The 17,952-nt window shown below is 43.7% G+C and carries 16 protein-coding genes; 14 read left to right on the forward strand and 2 right to left on the reverse strand.

What is annotated here, in order from left to right:
• Nucleotides 1-404 precede the first annotated feature (404 nt).
• The 7 genes from HMPREF2794_RS09020 to HMPREF2794_RS09050 all read left to right on the forward strand — a co-directional run bounded on the left by HMPREF2794_RS09020 (nt 405) and on the right by HMPREF2794_RS09050 (nt 6,413).
• Nucleotides 405-1,538: an OmpA family protein gene (locus tag HMPREF2794_RS09020; RefSeq protein WP_010538646.1), complete on the forward strand. Its 1,134-nt coding sequence runs from the start codon at nt 405-407 to the stop codon at nt 1,536-1,538.
• A 195-nt stretch (nt 1,539-1,733) separates the two neighbouring features.
• The gene (locus tag HMPREF2794_RS09025; RefSeq protein WP_010538645.1) at nt 1,734-2,297 is read left to right on the forward strand and encodes a Crp/Fnr family transcriptional regulator; all 564 of its coding nucleotides are present in this window, start codon (nt 1,734-1,736) and stop codon (nt 2,295-2,297) included.
• Nucleotides 2,298-2,388: 91 nt separating this feature from the next.
• The gene (locus HMPREF2794_RS09030) at nt 2,389-2,715 is read left to right on the forward strand and encodes a DMT family transporter (RefSeq protein ID WP_010538644.1); all 327 of its coding nucleotides are present in this window, start codon (nt 2,389-2,391) and stop codon (nt 2,713-2,715) included.
• A gap of 231 nt (nt 2,716-2,946) precedes the next feature.
• Nucleotides 2,947-4,311, forward strand: a complete 1,365-nt coding sequence (locus HMPREF2794_RS09035; RefSeq protein WP_070751375.1) for an MATE family efflux transporter — start codon at nt 2,947-2,949, stop codon at nt 4,309-4,311.
• A 38-nt stretch (nt 4,312-4,349) separates the two neighbouring features.
• A complete protein-coding gene (locus HMPREF2794_RS09040) occupies nt 4,350-4,898 on the forward strand; it encodes a Crp/Fnr family transcriptional regulator (RefSeq protein WP_022302353.1) in 549 nt (182 codons plus the stop codon).
• 123 nt (nt 4,899-5,021) lie between these two features.
• On the forward strand, nt 5,022-5,900 hold the full coding sequence (locus HMPREF2794_RS09045) for an AraC family transcriptional regulator (protein WP_010538641.1): 879 nt from the start codon (nt 5,022-5,024) through the stop codon (nt 5,898-5,900).
• 93 nt (nt 5,901-5,993) lie between these two features.
• Nucleotides 5,994-6,413 (forward strand): pyridoxamine 5'-phosphate oxidase family protein, encoded by a 420-nt coding sequence (locus HMPREF2794_RS09050; RefSeq protein WP_010538640.1) that lies wholly within the window; start codon nt 5,994-5,996, stop codon nt 6,411-6,413.
• 53 nt (nt 6,414-6,466) lie between these two features.
• On the opposite strand, the gene HMPREF2794_RS09055 is transcribed toward HMPREF2794_RS09050, so the two are convergent.
• Together HMPREF2794_RS09055 and HMPREF2794_RS09060 are read right to left on the reverse strand one after the other, a co-directional pair.
• Nucleotides 6,467-8,215, reverse strand: coding sequence for a helix-turn-helix domain-containing protein (locus tag HMPREF2794_RS09055; protein WP_070101306.1), 1,749 nt, complete (start codon nt 8,213-8,215; stop codon nt 6,467-6,469).
• Between the two features lie 358 nt (nt 8,216-8,573).
• Nucleotides 8,574-9,170: a type 1 glutamine amidotransferase family protein gene (locus HMPREF2794_RS09060; protein WP_055268973.1), complete on the reverse strand. Its 597-nt coding sequence runs from the start codon at nt 9,168-9,170 to the stop codon at nt 8,574-8,576.
• A 280-nt stretch (nt 9,171-9,450) separates the two neighbouring features.
• Here HMPREF2794_RS09060 and HMPREF2794_RS09065 point away from each other — a divergent pair, with 280 nt between their 5' ends.
• The 7 genes from HMPREF2794_RS09065 (at nt 9,451) to HMPREF2794_RS09095 (ending at nt 17,864) form a co-directional block, all read left to right on the forward strand.
• A complete protein-coding gene (locus HMPREF2794_RS09065) occupies nt 9,451-10,815 on the forward strand; it encodes an ATP-binding protein (RefSeq protein WP_070751377.1) in 1,365 nt (454 codons plus the stop codon).
• A gap of 768 nt (nt 10,816-11,583) precedes the next feature.
• On the forward strand, nt 11,584-12,525 hold the full coding sequence (locus HMPREF2794_RS09070; RefSeq protein ID WP_070751379.1) for a helix-turn-helix domain-containing protein: 942 nt from the start codon (nt 11,584-11,586) through the stop codon (nt 12,523-12,525).
• 134 nt (nt 12,526-12,659) lie between these two features.
• The gene (locus HMPREF2794_RS09075; protein ID WP_070751381.1) at nt 12,660-13,778 is read left to right on the forward strand and encodes a site-specific integrase; all 1,119 of its coding nucleotides are present in this window, start codon (nt 12,660-12,662) and stop codon (nt 13,776-13,778) included.
• A 245-nt stretch (nt 13,779-14,023) separates the two neighbouring features.
• On the forward strand, nt 14,024-14,845 hold the full coding sequence (locus HMPREF2794_RS09080) for a transposase (protein WP_070751383.1): 822 nt from the start codon (nt 14,024-14,026) through the stop codon (nt 14,843-14,845).
• A gap of 209 nt (nt 14,846-15,054) precedes the next feature.
• On the forward strand, nt 15,055-15,429 hold the full coding sequence (locus HMPREF2794_RS09085; protein WP_070751385.1) for an excisionase family DNA-binding protein: 375 nt from the start codon (nt 15,055-15,057) through the stop codon (nt 15,427-15,429).
• Nucleotides 15,430-15,434: 5 nt separating this feature from the next.
• The gene (locus tag HMPREF2794_RS09090; protein ID WP_070751387.1) at nt 15,435-16,574 is read left to right on the forward strand and encodes an AAA family ATPase; all 1,140 of its coding nucleotides are present in this window, start codon (nt 15,435-15,437) and stop codon (nt 16,572-16,574) included.
• 177 nt (nt 16,575-16,751) lie between these two features.
• Nucleotides 16,752-17,864 (forward strand): DUF6371 domain-containing protein, encoded by a 1,113-nt coding sequence (locus HMPREF2794_RS09095; RefSeq protein ID WP_070751388.1) that lies wholly within the window; start codon nt 16,752-16,754, stop codon nt 17,862-17,864.
• The last annotated feature ends 88 nt before the right edge of the window (nt 17,865-17,952 follow it).

Here is a 17,952-nt window from a genome sequence, read left to right on the forward strand (position 1 = left end):
TTCTTACAATTGGTGTTATTGGGGATGTAACAGCTACAGAATTGTATCATATCGCAATATAATAATCGATATTCCTGTTCATTGGATATTTTTAGATTGGAAATCCAGCCGTTTTTTCGATCTTCCTTCTGATCCCTCTGTATATTTCGTATCCAGTTTTTGCATAATAGTCGTTCTTTCATATTTGTTCTCTAACAGGGAATGCCGGAACATACATGTATCGTTTCTCCTGGATGGATTGAGTAAATAGATGTTAATTCAGCTAGAGACCTGCGAACTAATATTTGATATGGAATGTTGTTTAATCTAAATAACGAGCTTTAATTATGAACTAAAAAGTTAGACATGAGCAAATAAAACATTTCTAATAATTTAGCAAATGAAACATTACAATTAAAAAAAGAATGATTATGAGAAAATCTATTATTTTATTAGCTATGGTATTGGGCGCTTTTACAGCGAATGCCCAGACTGTTGTGGAAGGTACAAAGTTTGCAGATAATTGGTCTGTAGAAGTAAACGCCGGTGTGATTACTCCTCTTACTCACAGCGCTTTCTTTAAGAATGCACGTCCCGGTTTCGGAATCGGAGTCTCCAAACAATTAACTCCTATATTTGGTTTAGGATTGCAAGGCATGGGATATATCAATACTACCCAAAGCAAAACAGCTTTTGACGCATCTGACGTTAGCCTGTTGGGTAAAGTAAACCTGATGAACCTGTTTGCAGGTTACAAGGGTGTTCCTCGTTTGTTTGAGGTTGAGGCAGTAGCCGGTGCGGGTTGGCTGCACTATTATGTGAATGGCGATGGCGACCAGAATTCATGGTCTACCCGCTTCGGATTGAATCTGAACTTTAACCTTGGTGAAAGCAAAGCCTGGACTTTAGGAGTGAAACCAGCCATTGTATATGATATGCAAGGTGACTTCAATCAGGCAAAAAGCCGTTTCAATGCCAACAATGCGGCATTTGAATTGACTGCCGGACTGACTTATCACTTTAAGACCAGTTCAGGAAACCGTTACTTCACTGAAGTGAGAGTTTACAACCAAGGCGAAATTGACGATCTGAACGCTTCTGTCAATGCTCTTCGTGGACAGGTGAATAATAAGGATGGTGAGTTGAACAGCGCTAACCAGAAAATCAGCGGATTGCAGCAGGAACTTGAAGCATGTCGCACTAAGGTTGTTCCGGTTGAAACTGTGGTAAAGACTGCCCGTGTTCCCGAATCTATCATTACTTTCAGACAAGGCAAATCATCGGTTGATGCTTCACAGCTCCCGAATGTAGAACGTGTAGCTTCTTATATGAAGAAATATGCCGACTCAAAAGTAGTGATCAAAGGATATGCTTCTCCGGAAGGTAGTGTGGAAGTCAATGCCCGAATAGCTGCGGCTCGTGCAGAGGCTGTAAAAACGATCTTGGTCAACAAATATAAGATTAATCCGGCACGTATCACTGCCGAAGGTCAGGGAGTAGGTGACATGTTTACCGAACCGGACTGGAACCGTGTAAGTATATGTACTATTGAAGATTAATAGGATATGTAAATAGAATAGGTGAGGGCTGTCCTTGTATGGGGCAGCCCTTATTTTGTTTTAAAACAAAATACGAATGGACGAAGTACAGAAAAATGGGTAAAGTCATTGTTTGTTTATTTAAAGTGACTATTTTTGGCAAACCATCCGTTTTATGCTGAAAAGAGTGGCAAAGCAATTGAAATAAAACTATTTATGGATATACATGATATCATTGACAACATATATAAACTGCCGGATGTTTCGAAAGAAGCATTATTGAGTGATGCTTCCGAAGTGGTATATCCTAAAGGTTTCCATCTGTTTTGGGCAAACCGTAAAAGCACTAAATTTTATCTGATGAAGAAAGGGATGCTGCATGCCTACACCCATAAGTCGGATAAGAAAGTTACATTCTGGTTCGGGAAGGAGGGAGATGCTATTTTCCCGTTGCAAACTCTCTATGATAATCAGGCGGGATATGAGAATATTGAACTTTTGGAAGACAGCGCCCTGTATGAACTGAGTGTTGATAAATTGCATAATCTCTATCTGGAAGATATACACATAGCCAACTGGGGAAGGAAATTTGCCGAAAGAGAATGTATCAAATCAGAGAAACTTTTTATTTCCCGACAATTCAAAACTTCATTGGAGAGATATCAGGAACTGATATCCGACTATCCTGATATACTTCAACGCGTACCGCTGGGTATTATAGCGTCATATTTAGGTATCTCGCAGGTCAATCTAAGTAGAATCCGGGCAAAGATCAGGTGATTTTTTATCAAATGTAAAATTCCTTTTTTACAAATGTAAAATAGAGGTGGACGGAAATTCATGACCTTTGCAACTAAAAACAATAAGTGTTATGAACTGGATTCTTTTGATTTTGGCAGGATGTCTCGAACTGGTATTTACCTTCTGTCTGGGAAAAATAAACAGGGTTATAGGAGTAGAGAAATATCTGTGGTCATTGGGGTTGCTGATATCTTTATGTGTCAGTATGCTTCTCCTGATAAGAGTAACAAAGGCATTGCCCGTTGGCACAGCTTATGCTATATGGACCGGTATCGGTGCGGCAGGCACTGTGTTGATCGGTATCTTTTTCTTTAAAGAACCGGCAAGCTGGAGCAGAATGTTCTTTATCTTCACATTGATTTGCTCCATCGTTGGTTTGAAATTGGTATCACATTGATACCTTATGGTATCATAAAAAAATAATTATCGATTATAATTTGGTAGTTATGAAAACAAAGCCCATATTTGCAGCCCAAAAATAAGGACAGGCATAGAAAATCCTCATCGGAGGGTGCTATAATAATAATTATGGTGCTGGATAAGATGAATGGTGCGAATCATTCAGCTTGTCCGGCACTATTTTATTTTGTAACAAATAGAGATTAGAGGAATAAGTAGCGAAGAAACTATGAAGGAGTTAAATTTGACACAAGGGAGCGTTCCGAAGGTATTACTGCAATTTGCGGTTCCTTTTCTGATTGCGAATGTGCTTCAGGCGCTTTATGGCGGGGCTGACCTCTTTGTTGTGGGACAATACGATGATTCTGCAAGTGTAGCGGCTGTGGCTATCGGCAGCCAGGTGATGCAGACAATTACAGGTATTATTCTTGGTATTACGACGGGAACAACCGTGCTGATCGCTATTGCTACCGGAGCCAAGGATGACAAGAAGGTGGCTTTTACCATCGGTTCTTCCGTGTGGCTGTTTTCAATGATCGGGGTACTGCTTACTTTGGTCATGGTGGCCTTTCATGGTCAGATAGCGGAGTTGATGCATACGCCGATGGAAGCAATGGCAGATACGAAAAGTTATATTCTGGTGTGTTCGGTCGGCATCTTGTTTATAGTAGGATATAACGTCGTATGTGGTATTCTGCGTGGGTTGGGAGACTCTAAGACACCGCTCTGTTTTGTAGCGCTGGCATGTGTGATTAATATTGTACTTGATTTTATACTGGTAGGATATTTCCATTTGGGAGCTACAGGAGCAGCAGTTGCCACCATAACGGCGCAGGGAGTCAGCTTTGTGATATCTCTTTGGTTCTTATATCGGCATGGATTCCATTTTGAGTTTACACGAAAAGATATCCGGCTGAACCGGAATCTGGCTAAAAGAATCATGACATTGGGGGCACCTATTGCGTTGCAGGATGCGTTGGTTAATATCTCCTTTTTGATTATAACCGTTATAGTCAATCAGATGGGAGTGATCGCATCGGCCTCTTTAGGTGTTGTAGAGAAAATCATAGTGTTTGCCATGTTGCCTCCGATGGCGATTTCATCGGCAGTGGCAACGATGACAGCACAAAACTACGGAGCCGGACTCATACAGCGGATGAACAGATGTCTGGCTTCCGGGATAGGTATTGCACTTGTTTTCGGTATATCGGTTTGTGTCTATTCACAATTCCTGCCGGAAATGCTTACCGCATTCTTTACGAAAGATGCTGCGGTTGTGGCAATGGCGGCGGAGTATCTGCGAGGATATAGCATCGACTGTATTATAGTAAGTTTTGTGTTCTGCATAAATTCTTACTTCAGCGGACAGGGAAATTCACTATTCCCGATGATTCACAGTTTGATAGCGACTTTCCTGTTTAGGATTCCGTTGTCGTACTGGTTCAGCCAGATAGATAGTTCTTCCCTGTTTATCATGGGGTTTGCTCCGCCTGTTTCAACAGTGGTTTCATTATTGATATGCATTTGGTATTTAAGGTATACACGGAAGAAAGTTTATTTGAAAGGCACAATGATGCCTGCTATGTCGAATTAGGTGTTTTTAAGTGGATATATTAACTAAAATCAATTTGTATGGAAGCTTATTTGAAGAAACTCTGTTTTGAGTATCAGGTTGAAGAAAAGGAAGTGAAAGAGCTGTTGGCTCGCATGGAAATGGTGTATCTGGATAAAGGAGAAACGATTGCTTCTGCTACAATGCCCGAGCAGAGCTTGTATATTATCGTTTCCGGCATCCTGCATACATTTACTACCCGGCAGGGAGAGGACAAAACTGTCAGATTCCTGTCCGAAGGTGATGCTATCTTGTGCTACAATACAAGTAAGCATTCTATAAAAACACTGACAAGGTGTGTTGCCTATTACATCAGTGAGGATGAGATTGAAGAGTTATGCGCAACATCCATAACGTTTGCCAATCTGATGCGCCAGCTGATGGAATATCAGTTTTATTTGAAAGAGGAAATGAATGTAAATACCCGTAAACTGACAATCAGAGAAAGATATCTTTCTTTATTGACAGAGATACCCGATATCCTGTACAGGGTCCCTTTGAAATACATTACTTATTATTTAGGGGCTGACGTGACAAGTCTGGGATACTTGGCTGGCAGTCGTAAATAAGAAACATTTTCTTGTGATCCGTCTCTTTAATATATTCCTTATTAAATAGTCTGTGGGCTTCCTGTTTTTTTAGTTGGAGAGGCTTTGGATTATTTGATAAGGAATATTATTTTTGTATCTCAAATGAAGAACTCGATCCCCCGATATACTTTCTATAAGAATAAGTATGGAAGTGAACTTTTAGTAGATGTCGTCGAACTGAAGTATGTAAAGAAGTTCCTCGCCCTAAGTTCTGTCCATACGCTGACTTACTATGATATCACGTTTGTCACAGAAGGAGAGGGCATGTTCTCGATAGATAATCAGACTTGTGAAGCGGTTTCCCGTGATGTGTTTTTCTCTAAACCGGGAGAGATTCGGAATTGGGATACCCATCGTATAGTCAATGGCTATGCCTTGATCTTTGAAGATGAGTTTTTATCTTCTCTTTTTAAAGATTCTCTTTTTGTGCAGCACCTCTCATTCTTCAAATCGGGGAAGACATCATCCAAATTACAGTTGTCGGATGAACTTTATATGCGTATCCTTCAGATATTGTATAACATTAAAGCGGAGATTGATTCGTACAAACAGAATGATGTACATGTATTGAGGGCATTACTCTATGAAGTACTGATGTTGTTGAACCGGGCCTATCAAAAAGCGGATATCGGGGGAGAGAGTACAAGTAAAGAAACCAACAATATCCATATAAACAAATTTATTAAGTTAGTTGACGCCCATTTGAAAGAACAGCATTCTGTTCAATATTATGCAGATAAACTTTGCATTACTCCGAATTACCTGAATGAGATTGTAACTTCAATAATGGGACTCAGTGCGAAGCAATATATACAGAATAAAGTAATGGATGAGTCTAAGAGACTACTTGCCTATACAGATTCCTCTATATCGGATATTGCATTTGAACTTCACTTCTCAACCGTTTCTTATTTTATCCGTTGCTTCCGACAACATACGGGAGAAACGCCTCTACTTTATCGAAAAACGCATAAACCGTAAAAAGTGCTATTTCTCCCTTTCTTTTTATTGCACTGATTGTGTTCTATATTCCTACTTTCGCATCAGATAATAACCATTTAAAATAATTGAATAATGAGAGATGCAGAAAAGACAGTAGGGAACATGATTGATAAGTTGAAAACGGCTTTTATCGGTTCCATAGATAATGAAGGATTTCCTAATATCAAGGCCATGTTGCAACCCCGAAAGCGGGAAGGGATAAAAACTGTTTATCTGACGACAAACACTTCATCAATGCGTGTCGCGCAGTATAGGGAAAACAATCATGCCTGTATTTACTTTTGTGATGCGAGGTTTTTTAGAGGTGTGATGCTGCGTGGCACTATGGAAGTGCTGACTGATAGTGCCAGTAAAGAGATGATCTGGCAGGAGGGTGACACCATGTATTATCCGGAAGGCGTGACAGATCCCGACTATTGCGTGCTGAAATTTACGGCAACTTCCGGAAGGTTTTACAGCGGTTTTAAGTCCGAGAGTTTTATGGTTGAATAAAGCTTGAAAACAGGGAGTGTTATGGGATTGGTAGGACAAGTAAATGAAGAGAGTTATCCCATTACATCCCTGACGTATTGCATGGGTGAAATACCATAAAATTCTTTGAATTTCTTCCCGAAATATTTGGCATCGCAATAGCCTAGTAAGGTTGCGATTTCAGAAACATTATATTGTCTGGAAGCCAGCATCGTTTTGGCAATCCCCATCTTATAGGAGAGAATGTAATTGGTGGGAGATTTTCCAACAATGAACTTCACTCTGTTATAGAATGCTGTGCGACTCATTCCTATGTCGGCACACAGCATTTCTACTGTATATTTTTCACTCGAAAGATTCTTCTCCAGACATTTCTGTATTTTATCTATCAGTATGGCGTCACTGTCGCCCTGTGATACCTTTTCAGAATGGTTGGCAGGAAGAGTAGCTGCCGCAAACTCTTTGAGTCGCTCTTTTTGTGCAGCACGGTGATTGATCAGAGCTATTATATCTGCCTTGAGTTTGCAGACGTTTATCATACGTAATTCTACTTTGTCGGCACCACAGCCGATATGTGCCAGATAGCTTTCGCTATCGCACAGGCTTATCAGAAGGATTACCGGAATATTACACATACAGGTATCCGCCTTTATCTCTGAGCAAAGCTCACTTCCATATATGCCATTGACTGTTTCGTCAACAATGATGACATCCGGATTACGCTGGGTGGGAGAGGAACAAACCAGTTCGGGATTGTCAAAAACGGAAACCTGAAAGTTTTTCGAGAATCGTTCATGTAGATAACCGCTCAGTTCTGTATCTGCCATAACCAGAAGGACATGAGGTACTTTATTGCCTTTCGATGCCTCTTTGTCTTTTGGAGACAACTGCTCTTTGCAGGGAAAAGTGTTTTCGTAACCATTCATTACAGAATATTGAGTGATCGGGCAGTAATCTTTTCTGCAAGGGATATGTATAGGGATACTGATTTGGATAAAAATGCCTCTTCCTTTTTTTCTTCCTGTTATTTTTCCATCATGTAGGCGGATTATTTTCTTGACTATATGGAAATGCCTGCAATAAGATATTGGCATTCCTGCCAGGATCGATTGTCCCGAACGTGAATCCCTTTTTTCAGTATACGTGCTGTTGCTTATTTGTAGGTTCCAGTAGCCATCGGTATGTGACACCCTAATGTCTATGTGCTCCTCCCGGGGAGTTATATCTATTATCTTATATAGTAAACATTGCAGCGTTGCAGTCATCATAGCTTCATTGATCCGGCAACTGACGTAGCCTGCTTCCCTGTTGGTGCATAGTTGTATCCTGCGTGTTTGGGCGTATGTCCGGCAATGGGTGATTATTGAATTGATATAAGTATGAAGTTCGAATTCGTTGGTTTGAAATTCTGAAGCTGCATGATTGGTCAGCTTGTTCAGGACTGCAATGTTTTGGTAGCATTCCATGACATGCATCGTGTAACCGAGCGCATGATTTAGCTTTTTTGAGATATCTTCCGGAAGTTTTTCCGAATCGATGTCATTCAGCAGATTCTGCATTAATGTTAATGGAGTTTGAGTCCTGTGTACCATGCTCAGGGCAAGGCTTAATTTGTCGTGGGAAAGTAGTTCTTTGTTGCGTTTTGTTCGATGGTAGGCTAGTAGAGATATAAATAATCCGAGGCTGAGACTTCCAATGGGATATGTCAGGGAACTTGCATCTTTTTCTGCCTTTATAGGAGGATGGAAAATACCTGAATATGGATGCGTCTGATTTAGATTCGCACTAATCAGCGTAAAAGTGAATATTAATATAAGTCTCATACAGAATTTAAATAAGGGTTAAATAGTTTTTGTGATAAGCCTATGCCGTTTTTTTCATTCAATCACATAGCTTGGTTCTAATATGCTACTGCAAGTATAATTAGTTTCCTATATCCGGACTGGGTATTTTTCGTCAAAAATAGGGGTAATATTTATCAAAGGATCATTTTATGGAGGGATTTAACTAAGAAAAGGGAGGTGGACCAGCTGTTTGTCATCCTTTTGTTATGTATCTGACATCAAAATGAAATATATCCGTTATGAGAATGCTATATTCAATGCTACTGGTATTTACCGAAAATAGTTTGGTAAATACCAATAATACCAGAAGTCTCTTATGTCTATATTCTTCGTTTGTTTATCCTTTCGGACAGACCCCATTCTTATAAAACAGATAACTTTCTTCTATCGCTTCAGCTGTATCGGCTTCTAATGCATATAATATTTCCCTGCAAAATTCCAGTTGTCCGATGCCATTGGCAGTTACAATATTTTCATCTCTTACAGCCTGTTTATTTATATAATTGGATTCGCCTGTATATTGATCTCCGGCATATTGTTTCAAGTAATCGAGTGTATTGCTGGTATGCTTTACCTCATTTAAAAAACCATGCATACCAAGAAAGACGGAGGCGTTGCAAATACCAGCAACCAGTTTCTTGTCTTTGAGTGCTTTCTTTACAAGCGGAACAATCAATTCGGCTTCCGGTGAAAACCATCTCATGCCGCCGATTAATATCAGGCCCGCATAGTCTTCCGGCATATCTTTTAGATCATAATCGGGTAATACTCTGAGTCCTCCTATTGAAGTGACAGGCTCTTTGGTTATTGAGAGGTATTTTACTTTATAATTGATGGGGTTTCCGGGTTTAACACCCTGATTCAAACAGATGGCTGTAAATGCACCCTCCCAATCGGCAAAACCATTTAATAATACAAATATTACTTCTTTCATACGTTATTCTATTTTTTGTATGCACAAAGATGCTATATTTAATTGAATTATGAGTCCATAGCCGGACGAATAAATTTATGTACTTGAAGATTTTGTGTAACGGAGAGTGTTTCAGTTTCGGGAAAACGTTCCGTCTGACTAATTTGAGAATGCAAAATAGGTGCAAGTGGCATTAAAAAGAAGTTGGGTATAGAAGAAGAGAACTTAAATTAGAAAACAAGTAAGATACTTATTATTATGGAGTAGAAACATTATTTTTGTATTCTATAATAATTGAAATATGGAATTCGTAGATCGGATAGAAAAACAAAAACGGCTCCAAAAAGCGTTGAACGGTGAGAAATCTGCATTTGTCGTTGTATATGGCAGGCGCAGGTTAGGAAAATCCACCCTGATAAAAAAAGTGCTGACTTCAAATGATGTGTACTATATAGCTGACCAAACCGAGCGTGCGCATCAAATCAGCCTGCTTGCCAAAGAAATCGGTATGGTAATACCGGATTTTGATAAAGTAGTATATCCTGATTGGGAAGCAATACTGACAGCTCTTAACCATCGGACTCAAGAGCGTTTTTCACTCTGTTTGGACGAGTTCCCGTATTTGGTCAAGAGTTCTCCTGAACTCCCTGCCCTATTGCAAAGGTTGATAGATTCCCGTAGCCTTAAGTATAACCTGATTATTTGTGGGTCTTCCCAACAATTGATGCAGGGATTGATATTGGATGGTAGTGCCCCGTTATACGGACGTGCAGACCAGATGCTGAAACTATCTCCTATACATATTAAGTATTTACAGGAAGTATTGCATTCGGATGCTGTGAGTACGGTGGAAGAATATGCTATATGGGGAGGTGTGCCCCGTTATTGGGAGCTTCGGTTACAAGATGACGGCTTGCAGGAGTCAATAGCTTATAATATACTCAATCCGTTAGGTACACTGTACGAGGAACCGATCCGTCTGTTTATGGACGATATGCGGGATGTAATTCAGGCATCGACGCTTCTCTCTGTGATTGGGAGCGGTGCCAACCGGTTATCGGAAATTGCCGCACGCCTGGAAAAACCGGCTACCCATTTATCCGGTCCATTAGAGAAACTACGCCAACTGGATTTCATCGAACGGGAGATTCCTTTCGGTGAGAATCCGAAGAACAGCAAGAAGAGCCTGTATAAGGTAAGTGACCCATTTATGGATTTCTATTTTCATTTTGTAGTTCCCAACCGCTCGCTGATAGAACTCGGACGTTCCGGTTTTGTGACGGATGCTATCTGCTCACAGTTTTCTCGATATGTATCTGCCTGGTGGGAAAAACTATGCCGTCAGGCCGTCAGTGGTGGAGTAATCGGCGGAGATATGTACAATCTTGCCGGACGTTGGTGGGGCAATGTATCAAGGGATGAAGCTATCGAACTGGACGTAGTGGCACAGAGTATGGACGGTAAGAAACTGCTTGTCGGGGAATGTAAATGGACAGAAGGTGAAGATGCAGGCAGGCTAATTTATGAACTGACTGCCAAAGCTCGGAAACTCCCTTTCTTGAAAGGGCAGGAAATCGTTCCGGTATTATTCCTGAAACAAAAGCCGCTTCGTGAGAGTGATGCTCTGGTGATAACACCTCAGGAAATTATTGATGCTATCGGCTAATTAAAGTAAAGAACCCGCTATTTTTGCTAAAGTGAAGAAAAAGAAAAAGCTCTGAAATTCTTGAATTTCAGAGCTTTACTATTTGCTTTCGCGGTGCGTACGGAAGATGAACCTTTATTCTATTCTTCACGTACTCAATATCTTAGCAATCTCTAAAATCTTTCTCCCACTAATAACCCCACGTGTGCAATTCTTTGGATTGCTTGGTGTTGCGGTGGTTGTTTGAGTTGGTGCAAAAATACGAAATAGTTCATATAATAATCATCAATAGCCTATAATTTTTACAAGAAAATATTGTATCTTTACTGCAAATAAAGAAACTTAGTATGTTTGAACAGATAAAGTTATACATATCCAACAAATGGGAGAAATTATATCCATTACTATTTTCTTCGATGATATGTTACTCAATGTATTTAGAAGCGTAGAACAACCAAAAACAACCAGAAATACTCAAGCGTAAATCTTTATCTATCAGCATATTCTAAAAATTAACACTTTTCGGCTGCTTTTTGATGCTTCCCAAATTTCCACATATTTTTGAGACGTATTTCTGACGTGGAGAATTTGTGGAGCTTGTTTTTTGTCACATCATGCAGACAGTTCACAAGGGTTTACAACCGTTTACGACAAGCGACAGCAACCGTTCCTTCTTGCAGCGATGGTAACATCGTGCAGAAAGGCGACAACGGTTGACTTCCGTTTACTTCCATTCACCATTTCAGGGATACACGATTAAAGGAATGAACCAGTAAACGATAAAGCAGCATGAAAACAACCAGAAAATGCAGTTTTTGCGGCAAGTCATTTGTAACCCGGAGCGGGGTACAGAAATATTGCAGCGAGGCTTGTCAGGCGGAAGCCAAACGAGCCAGAACGGAACAGAAAAACAATCTTTTCAAAGTCGCCCAACCCTTGATGGAGATACAGCATCAGGAGTATCTCACCTTTTCCAAAGCAGCCACGCTCATGGGCTGTTCCCGGCAGTATGTTTACAAACTTGTAGCCCTCGGCAAGCTGAAAGCCTCACGCATCAGCAACCGCATGGCATTCATCCGCAAGGCAGACATCGAGCGGATGCTGGAGGGCAACCCTTACCATCGTGTCCTGCCCGGCTGCACTTCCACACCGAAAAAAGCCGCTTCATCTTCTTTGCCTGCCAAAAGAGAAAAGAGGGAAAAGGATATAGATGAAGTAATGGACTTCTATTCAGGTGAGAATGTGATGTCGCTCTTCAAGGTCAAGCAGTCGTGGCTCTATACCACCGCCAAGCGTAACCGCATCCCCATCTGCCGCATCGCTGGGAAGAACTATTACAGCAAGAAGCATGTTGACGAGTTTTTCGGTGTGGCTGTAGATACAAGCAATATCACTGACTGGCTCCTGATTGAAGAAGCGGAAGAACTGTTCGGCATGAAGCCGACCGCACTCCGGGCATACGCCCACCGCCACAAGATACCGACCAAAAGAGAATACGGGCGCACCTACTACTCCAAATCCCATTTGGATGAACTCCGCAGGACAGACCTCATAAACGATGAACGCTACTACACCGTGGAACAAGTCCGGCAGATTTACGGGCTTTCCTCAGCCAACATCAGCCATATCGTCAAGGTGAAGCGCATCGAAAAGATAAAGGTCGGAGTGAAAAACCTGCTTTTGCGCTCCGATGTGGAGCGTGTCATGGCTGAAAGGGAGAAACAACCGTGAGCAACCGACATTTCCGGAAAATTATTTCAAAATGATTGCCGTGGAGGTATTCACGGTTGTTTCACGTTGTTCCTTTGTCACCGTAAACACGGGGACACCTCCGAAAATGTACAACCAGTTAAAACAACATCATTATGAGCAAATGCAAGACAGTTACCTTGCGCAAGCGCAAGATTAAGAACGGTACACAGTATTCGCTGTGTCTGGACTATTATCCCGGCTATCGTGACAACACCACCATGAAAGTGATTACACGTGAAGCTCTGGGAATTTACATTTTCGCCAAACCCGCCAATCAGCAGGAGCGTGACTTCAACGCACGCATGATGAAAAAGGCGGAGATACTTCGCAACAGGCGTTACGAAGCCATCTTCAACGAAAATAACGGCTTCTTTGACAAAGCCAGGATGAAAGGGGATTTCCTCGCCTACTTCAAGGAGCTGGCAGAGAGGAAGAATATCAAGTGGCAGCACGTTTACAAGCACTTCGAGCGGTTCGTGAACGGCAAATGTACCTTTGAGGAGGTGGACGTGGACTTGTGCCGCAAGTTCATGGAATACCTGCTTAACGCACCCCAATCCATACACACCAACCAAAAACTGCATGTCAATTCTGCGGCAGGCTACTGGTCGGCTTTCCGTGCGGTACTTCACACCGCCTACCGGGACAGGAAGATAAAGGAGAACCCAAACGGATTCTTAGACCGCATCGAGTGTATTCCCACCATGAGGGAACATCTGAGCCAAGAGGAACTGATATGGCTTGCCGAAACCCCTTGCGAGGAAGATGTCTTGAAAAGGGCTTTTCTTTTCGCCTGCCTGACCGGACTGCGGAAGAGCGACATCAGGCAGCTCACTTGGCAGCAGATACAGCCGTACACCAACGGTAAGATGTTTGTGACCACCCGTATGCAGAAGACGAAGCAGATTGTACACAACCCCATCAGTGATGAAGCCTACGGGCTGCTCGGAGAACGGTGCGAGGGGCTTATCTTTGACGGATTCAAGGACAAGATGCTTCAAGGACCGCTCAAACGCTGGCTCTTGGCGGCAGGCATTACCAAGAAGATAACCTTTCACTGCACCCGGCATTCATTCGGAAGCCTGCACGTGGAAATGGGTACGGACATGGCTGTCATACAAGCCTATATGGGACACAAGAACATTACCACCACACAGATTTATTCCAAGATGGCGGCACAGCAGATGTGCGAGGTCGTGGACAAGATAACCCTGAAACGCAAGGAGACATAAGGCATCCTCAAAGTCCGGGATATTCATAGGGAGCGGTTATTGCGTGGAGCTTTAACCGCTCCCTATGTTTTTTACCCACCATTCCTTAAAAAGTCCTTAAAGTACGATAATCGGGTACGATTTCGGACATTTGGTGAAAAACATTGAAAAAGAAACCACTAACCAAGGATAATGAGCAATAATTGGAAGAAGACTATTAAATTTGCGAAAACAGCAACAAGTAACAACCGAATAAGACAAGAAACATGGAACCGTCCGTAAAAGACAAACATATCATTTGGGGATTTGTCGGCTTTGCCATCCTCCTAATATCTTCCATAGCGACACTGGTTGTCGCAGATAAATTCAATCAGGACAACTTTGTGCGTCTGATAGTCTTTGTATGCAGCAACCTCCTTGGCTGGCTGCTCTATTTCTCTTTCCAGACAGTCATTTTCGACACATACGAAATCTACCGAATCAAGTTCGGCAAGAAAAAGACACCTGTCGAAATTGCAGAAGTTCGGGAAGACCAGCCCCAAGATGCACACAAGCCTGTACCCCCGGCATCAATGCCGACAGGAGGGGAAGCAGCCCCGGATATAAGACCGACAGAGATTGCCATATCCCCGGAACTTCACGAGAAAAACCGTGCCGACTACGAGGACAGGGAGCAGCGGGAAAATGAAGAGCGCATCGCTATGGTCATGGAATACATCCATTTCATTATGCCCCGAATTGCCGACAAGGAGACCGTGAACCACATCTGTGGTGAGGTCAACAACTGGATGCGGCTTCACAGTTACAAGCCCAAGCCAATAAAAGGACGGCTGACCAAAGACATTTCAAACATTCCGCTCCGGCATTTCGTGTGGAATATCTCCGAGCGTTTCATGTACAAGAAATACTACACGGGGGACAACCGTGCCCGCTTCATCAGCACCCTTTTTCCACGGGAGTTTGCCGATACGGACATAGCGACCATCAAGAACTTCAAGGTAGAGCCGTTAAAGACACTGATTCCCATTGACGAGCCGGAAAACGGCAGACTGGATTTCCATTATCCGGCAGATTATGTACGGAAATAGTATAACCAGCCTTTCCATAACCAATAATCGTAAGTATTCAACAACAGATAACTATCTGTTCTACACCGCTTCCCGAATAATTTTGCCCGTCATTCACGGTTGGGCATCATTATTCGGGAATTATTTTGCAATGACCATTCGTGGAAGTATTCACAGCTGTATCATTCCAGTCCTTTGCGCCAAGCCTTACAAAAGAGGCGACTACGCAAATGGAAAAAACAGTGATTACATTCAACGACCTCCCGGAGGTCGTGGCTCAGCTTCGGGACGAGGTGATGAGCCTGAGAAACCTGCTTACCGAGCAGCGCAGTGTGAACAATGCAAAGGCGGTGGACACCCATGTCCCCATGTCAGTGGAAGAGGCGGCGGAATATCTGGGCATTCCCAAAGGCACGCTCTACATGAAGCTGTCAGAGGGAAGCATTCCCGCCACCAAACCCGGCAAACGATATTGCCTTTACAGGGACGAACTGGACAAATGGCTGGAATCCTCCCGTAAGAATCCCGTACCCCTGTCCGATGAGGAACTGAGCGAATCCTTATCTTCCTCCCACCGCCGCAAACCCGCTCCACGTAATTGGTAAACGTCATGGAAGAGGACAAGAATTATATCAGTCTGATACATGGCGACCTGACGAGGGCGACCCAAGTGCAGCACGGAATGCCGGACAGCATCGGTGTAATGAGTATCAAGACCGCCAACCGGACGATACTTGAAGCATCGCTGTTGCCCACGCCCCGTGCGCTGTGGGACAGTTTCTGGTATGAGGGGGAACTGTCCTGCCTCTTTGCGGATTCCAATGTGGGCAAGTCCATCCTTGCTGTGCAGATAGCCGACCGTATCGCCCGGACGGACAATGTGCTGTATCTGGATTTTGAACTGTCCGAAAAGCAGTTCCAGCTCCGCTATACCAACGAGCATGGGAAGCCCTACACCTTTCCCGAAAGTCTGTACCGGGTTTCGCTTGACTGCAATTCGTTGCTGGAAGCCGATTTCGAGGAAGCCATCATGGGAGGTATCGAACAGATGGCTCTGCAAACCGGGTGCAAGATTTTCATCGTTGACAATCTTACCTATCTGTGCTGCGCTATGGAGAAGGGCGATGCGGCAGGACGGCTGATGATACAGCTCAACAACCTCAAAAAGAAATACGGGTTGTCCGTCCTTGTGCTGGCGCATACGCCAAAACGCTCTTTGGACTGCCCCATCACGTCCAACGACCTTGCCGGCAGCAAACGGCTCTACAATTTCTTTGACAGCGTGTTCGCCATCGGGAAGAGTGCGCAGGATGGAGAGCTTCGCTATGTAAAACAGCTCAAAGTCCGATATGGGACATTCTCCCACGATGCGGACAATGTAATCATCTATGAGATTGAGAAGGTGGACGCTTTCCTGCAATTTGTGTTCAGGGGCTATTCAACGGAAAAAGAACACCTGAAAAAACTTGGCGACAATGAATCCAGCCAGAGGGACTGCCAAATATTACAATTGTCCCGGTCGGGAAAGTCCGTCAGGGAAATAGCCTCACAGGTAAATTGCGGAAAATCCACTGTCAGCCGGATAATCCAGCGCAACAGGAAAGTGGAGGAATCTACTGTTCCAAGTGTCCCGCTGTCCCAACCCGGAGGAAACGGGACGGTGGGACAATATGGGACAGGTGGGACAACGGAGGAAACAAGGCAGACGGAGTTGTTTATCGGTCAGGAAAGAGAGGAGGACAAGCCATGAAACAACCTGTACATATCTGTATGAAGGATAACCGCCTTGTTTATCAGAACGGGAATAGTACAAGCGGGAATCTGATTTCCCAAAGTGTCCCAAGGTGTCCCACTGTCCCGACCCACAGGACGTGGGACAATGGGACAGGACGGTAATAATTTCATTGAAAAATAGAGGAGGCAAGCAATGGGTAATTATACATTACAGAAATATAAAGGAACGGCAACACGGCATACCTGCCCCAGCTGCGGGGACAAGCGTTCTTTCACATACTATGTGGATGAAAGCGGTACGCCCCTGCACCCGTCTGTCGGCAGGTGCAACCATGAAAGTAGCTGCGGGTATCATTACACTCCAAAGGAGTATTTCCATGACCACCCCGAATGCCGTACTGCCAACGGTTTATCTTTTGGCAGGCAGAGGTCAGAACGGAAGTCTGTGCAGATACCACCACAAGCAACCATAGGCTGCATACCGCCAAAGTATGTGGAGAGGTCGCAAAGCGTGCATAGCAATTTTTTCCGCTTCATTTCATCGCTCCTTGGTTCCTATTACGGCAGCAAGGCAAAGGAAGTGTTGAAGAGGTTGCTGGAAGAGTACCGTTTGGGAGCTACCCGTGACGGGGCTGTCATCTTCTGGCAGATAGACCGCACAGGCAGGGTACGCACGGGCAAGGTGATGCAGTACAATCCCAATGACGGACACCGTGTCAAGGACGGACAGGCATCGGCAGTGGACTGGATACACAGCCTGCTTAAAAGGCGGCATGAGCTGGCAGAGGAATGGCAACTGTCCCAATGCTTGTTCGGTGAACACCTGCTGGGCACTTATCCTGACAAGGTCGTGGTCTTGGTGGAATCTGAAAAGAGTGCCGTTATCGGCTCTGCCATCTTCCCCGGCTATGTATGGCTGGCGACAGGCGGCAAGAGCCAGTTGGGAGAGGAAAAGCTCCGTGTGCTGACCGGGCGCACCGTGCTCTTCTTTCCCGATGCGGACGGATATGAGGAATGGAAACAGCGTGCCGAAAACATGACTTTTTGCAAGACGGTCGTGTCCGACATCATTGAGAAGAATGCCACCCCGGCACAGAAAGCGGCACACATAGACATAGCCGACTGGATTGTCTTCCAGATACGGGAAAGCAAAATAAATTGTACAGCCGACCACTTGGTGGAGGCGGAAAGAATCCTCTGCCGGATGATAGAAAAGAATCCCGTCCTGCAAAAGCTGATAGATGATTTTGACCTCGTACTGGTCGGTGCATCCCCAATCGGCAGCAGCGGCGAAAACCCTCCATAACGGAGAAGAATGGAAGCCGTAGGCTGTGGGTAAAAGACAATGGCTTGCCATTGATATAGCCCACTATAACTACACGCTCCGCTTTCGT

It is taken from the genome of Bacteroides sp. HMSC067B03 (assembly GCF_001811315.1).
Lineage (GTDB): Bacteria > Bacteroidota > Bacteroidia > Bacteroidales > Bacteroidaceae > Bacteroides > Bacteroides faecis.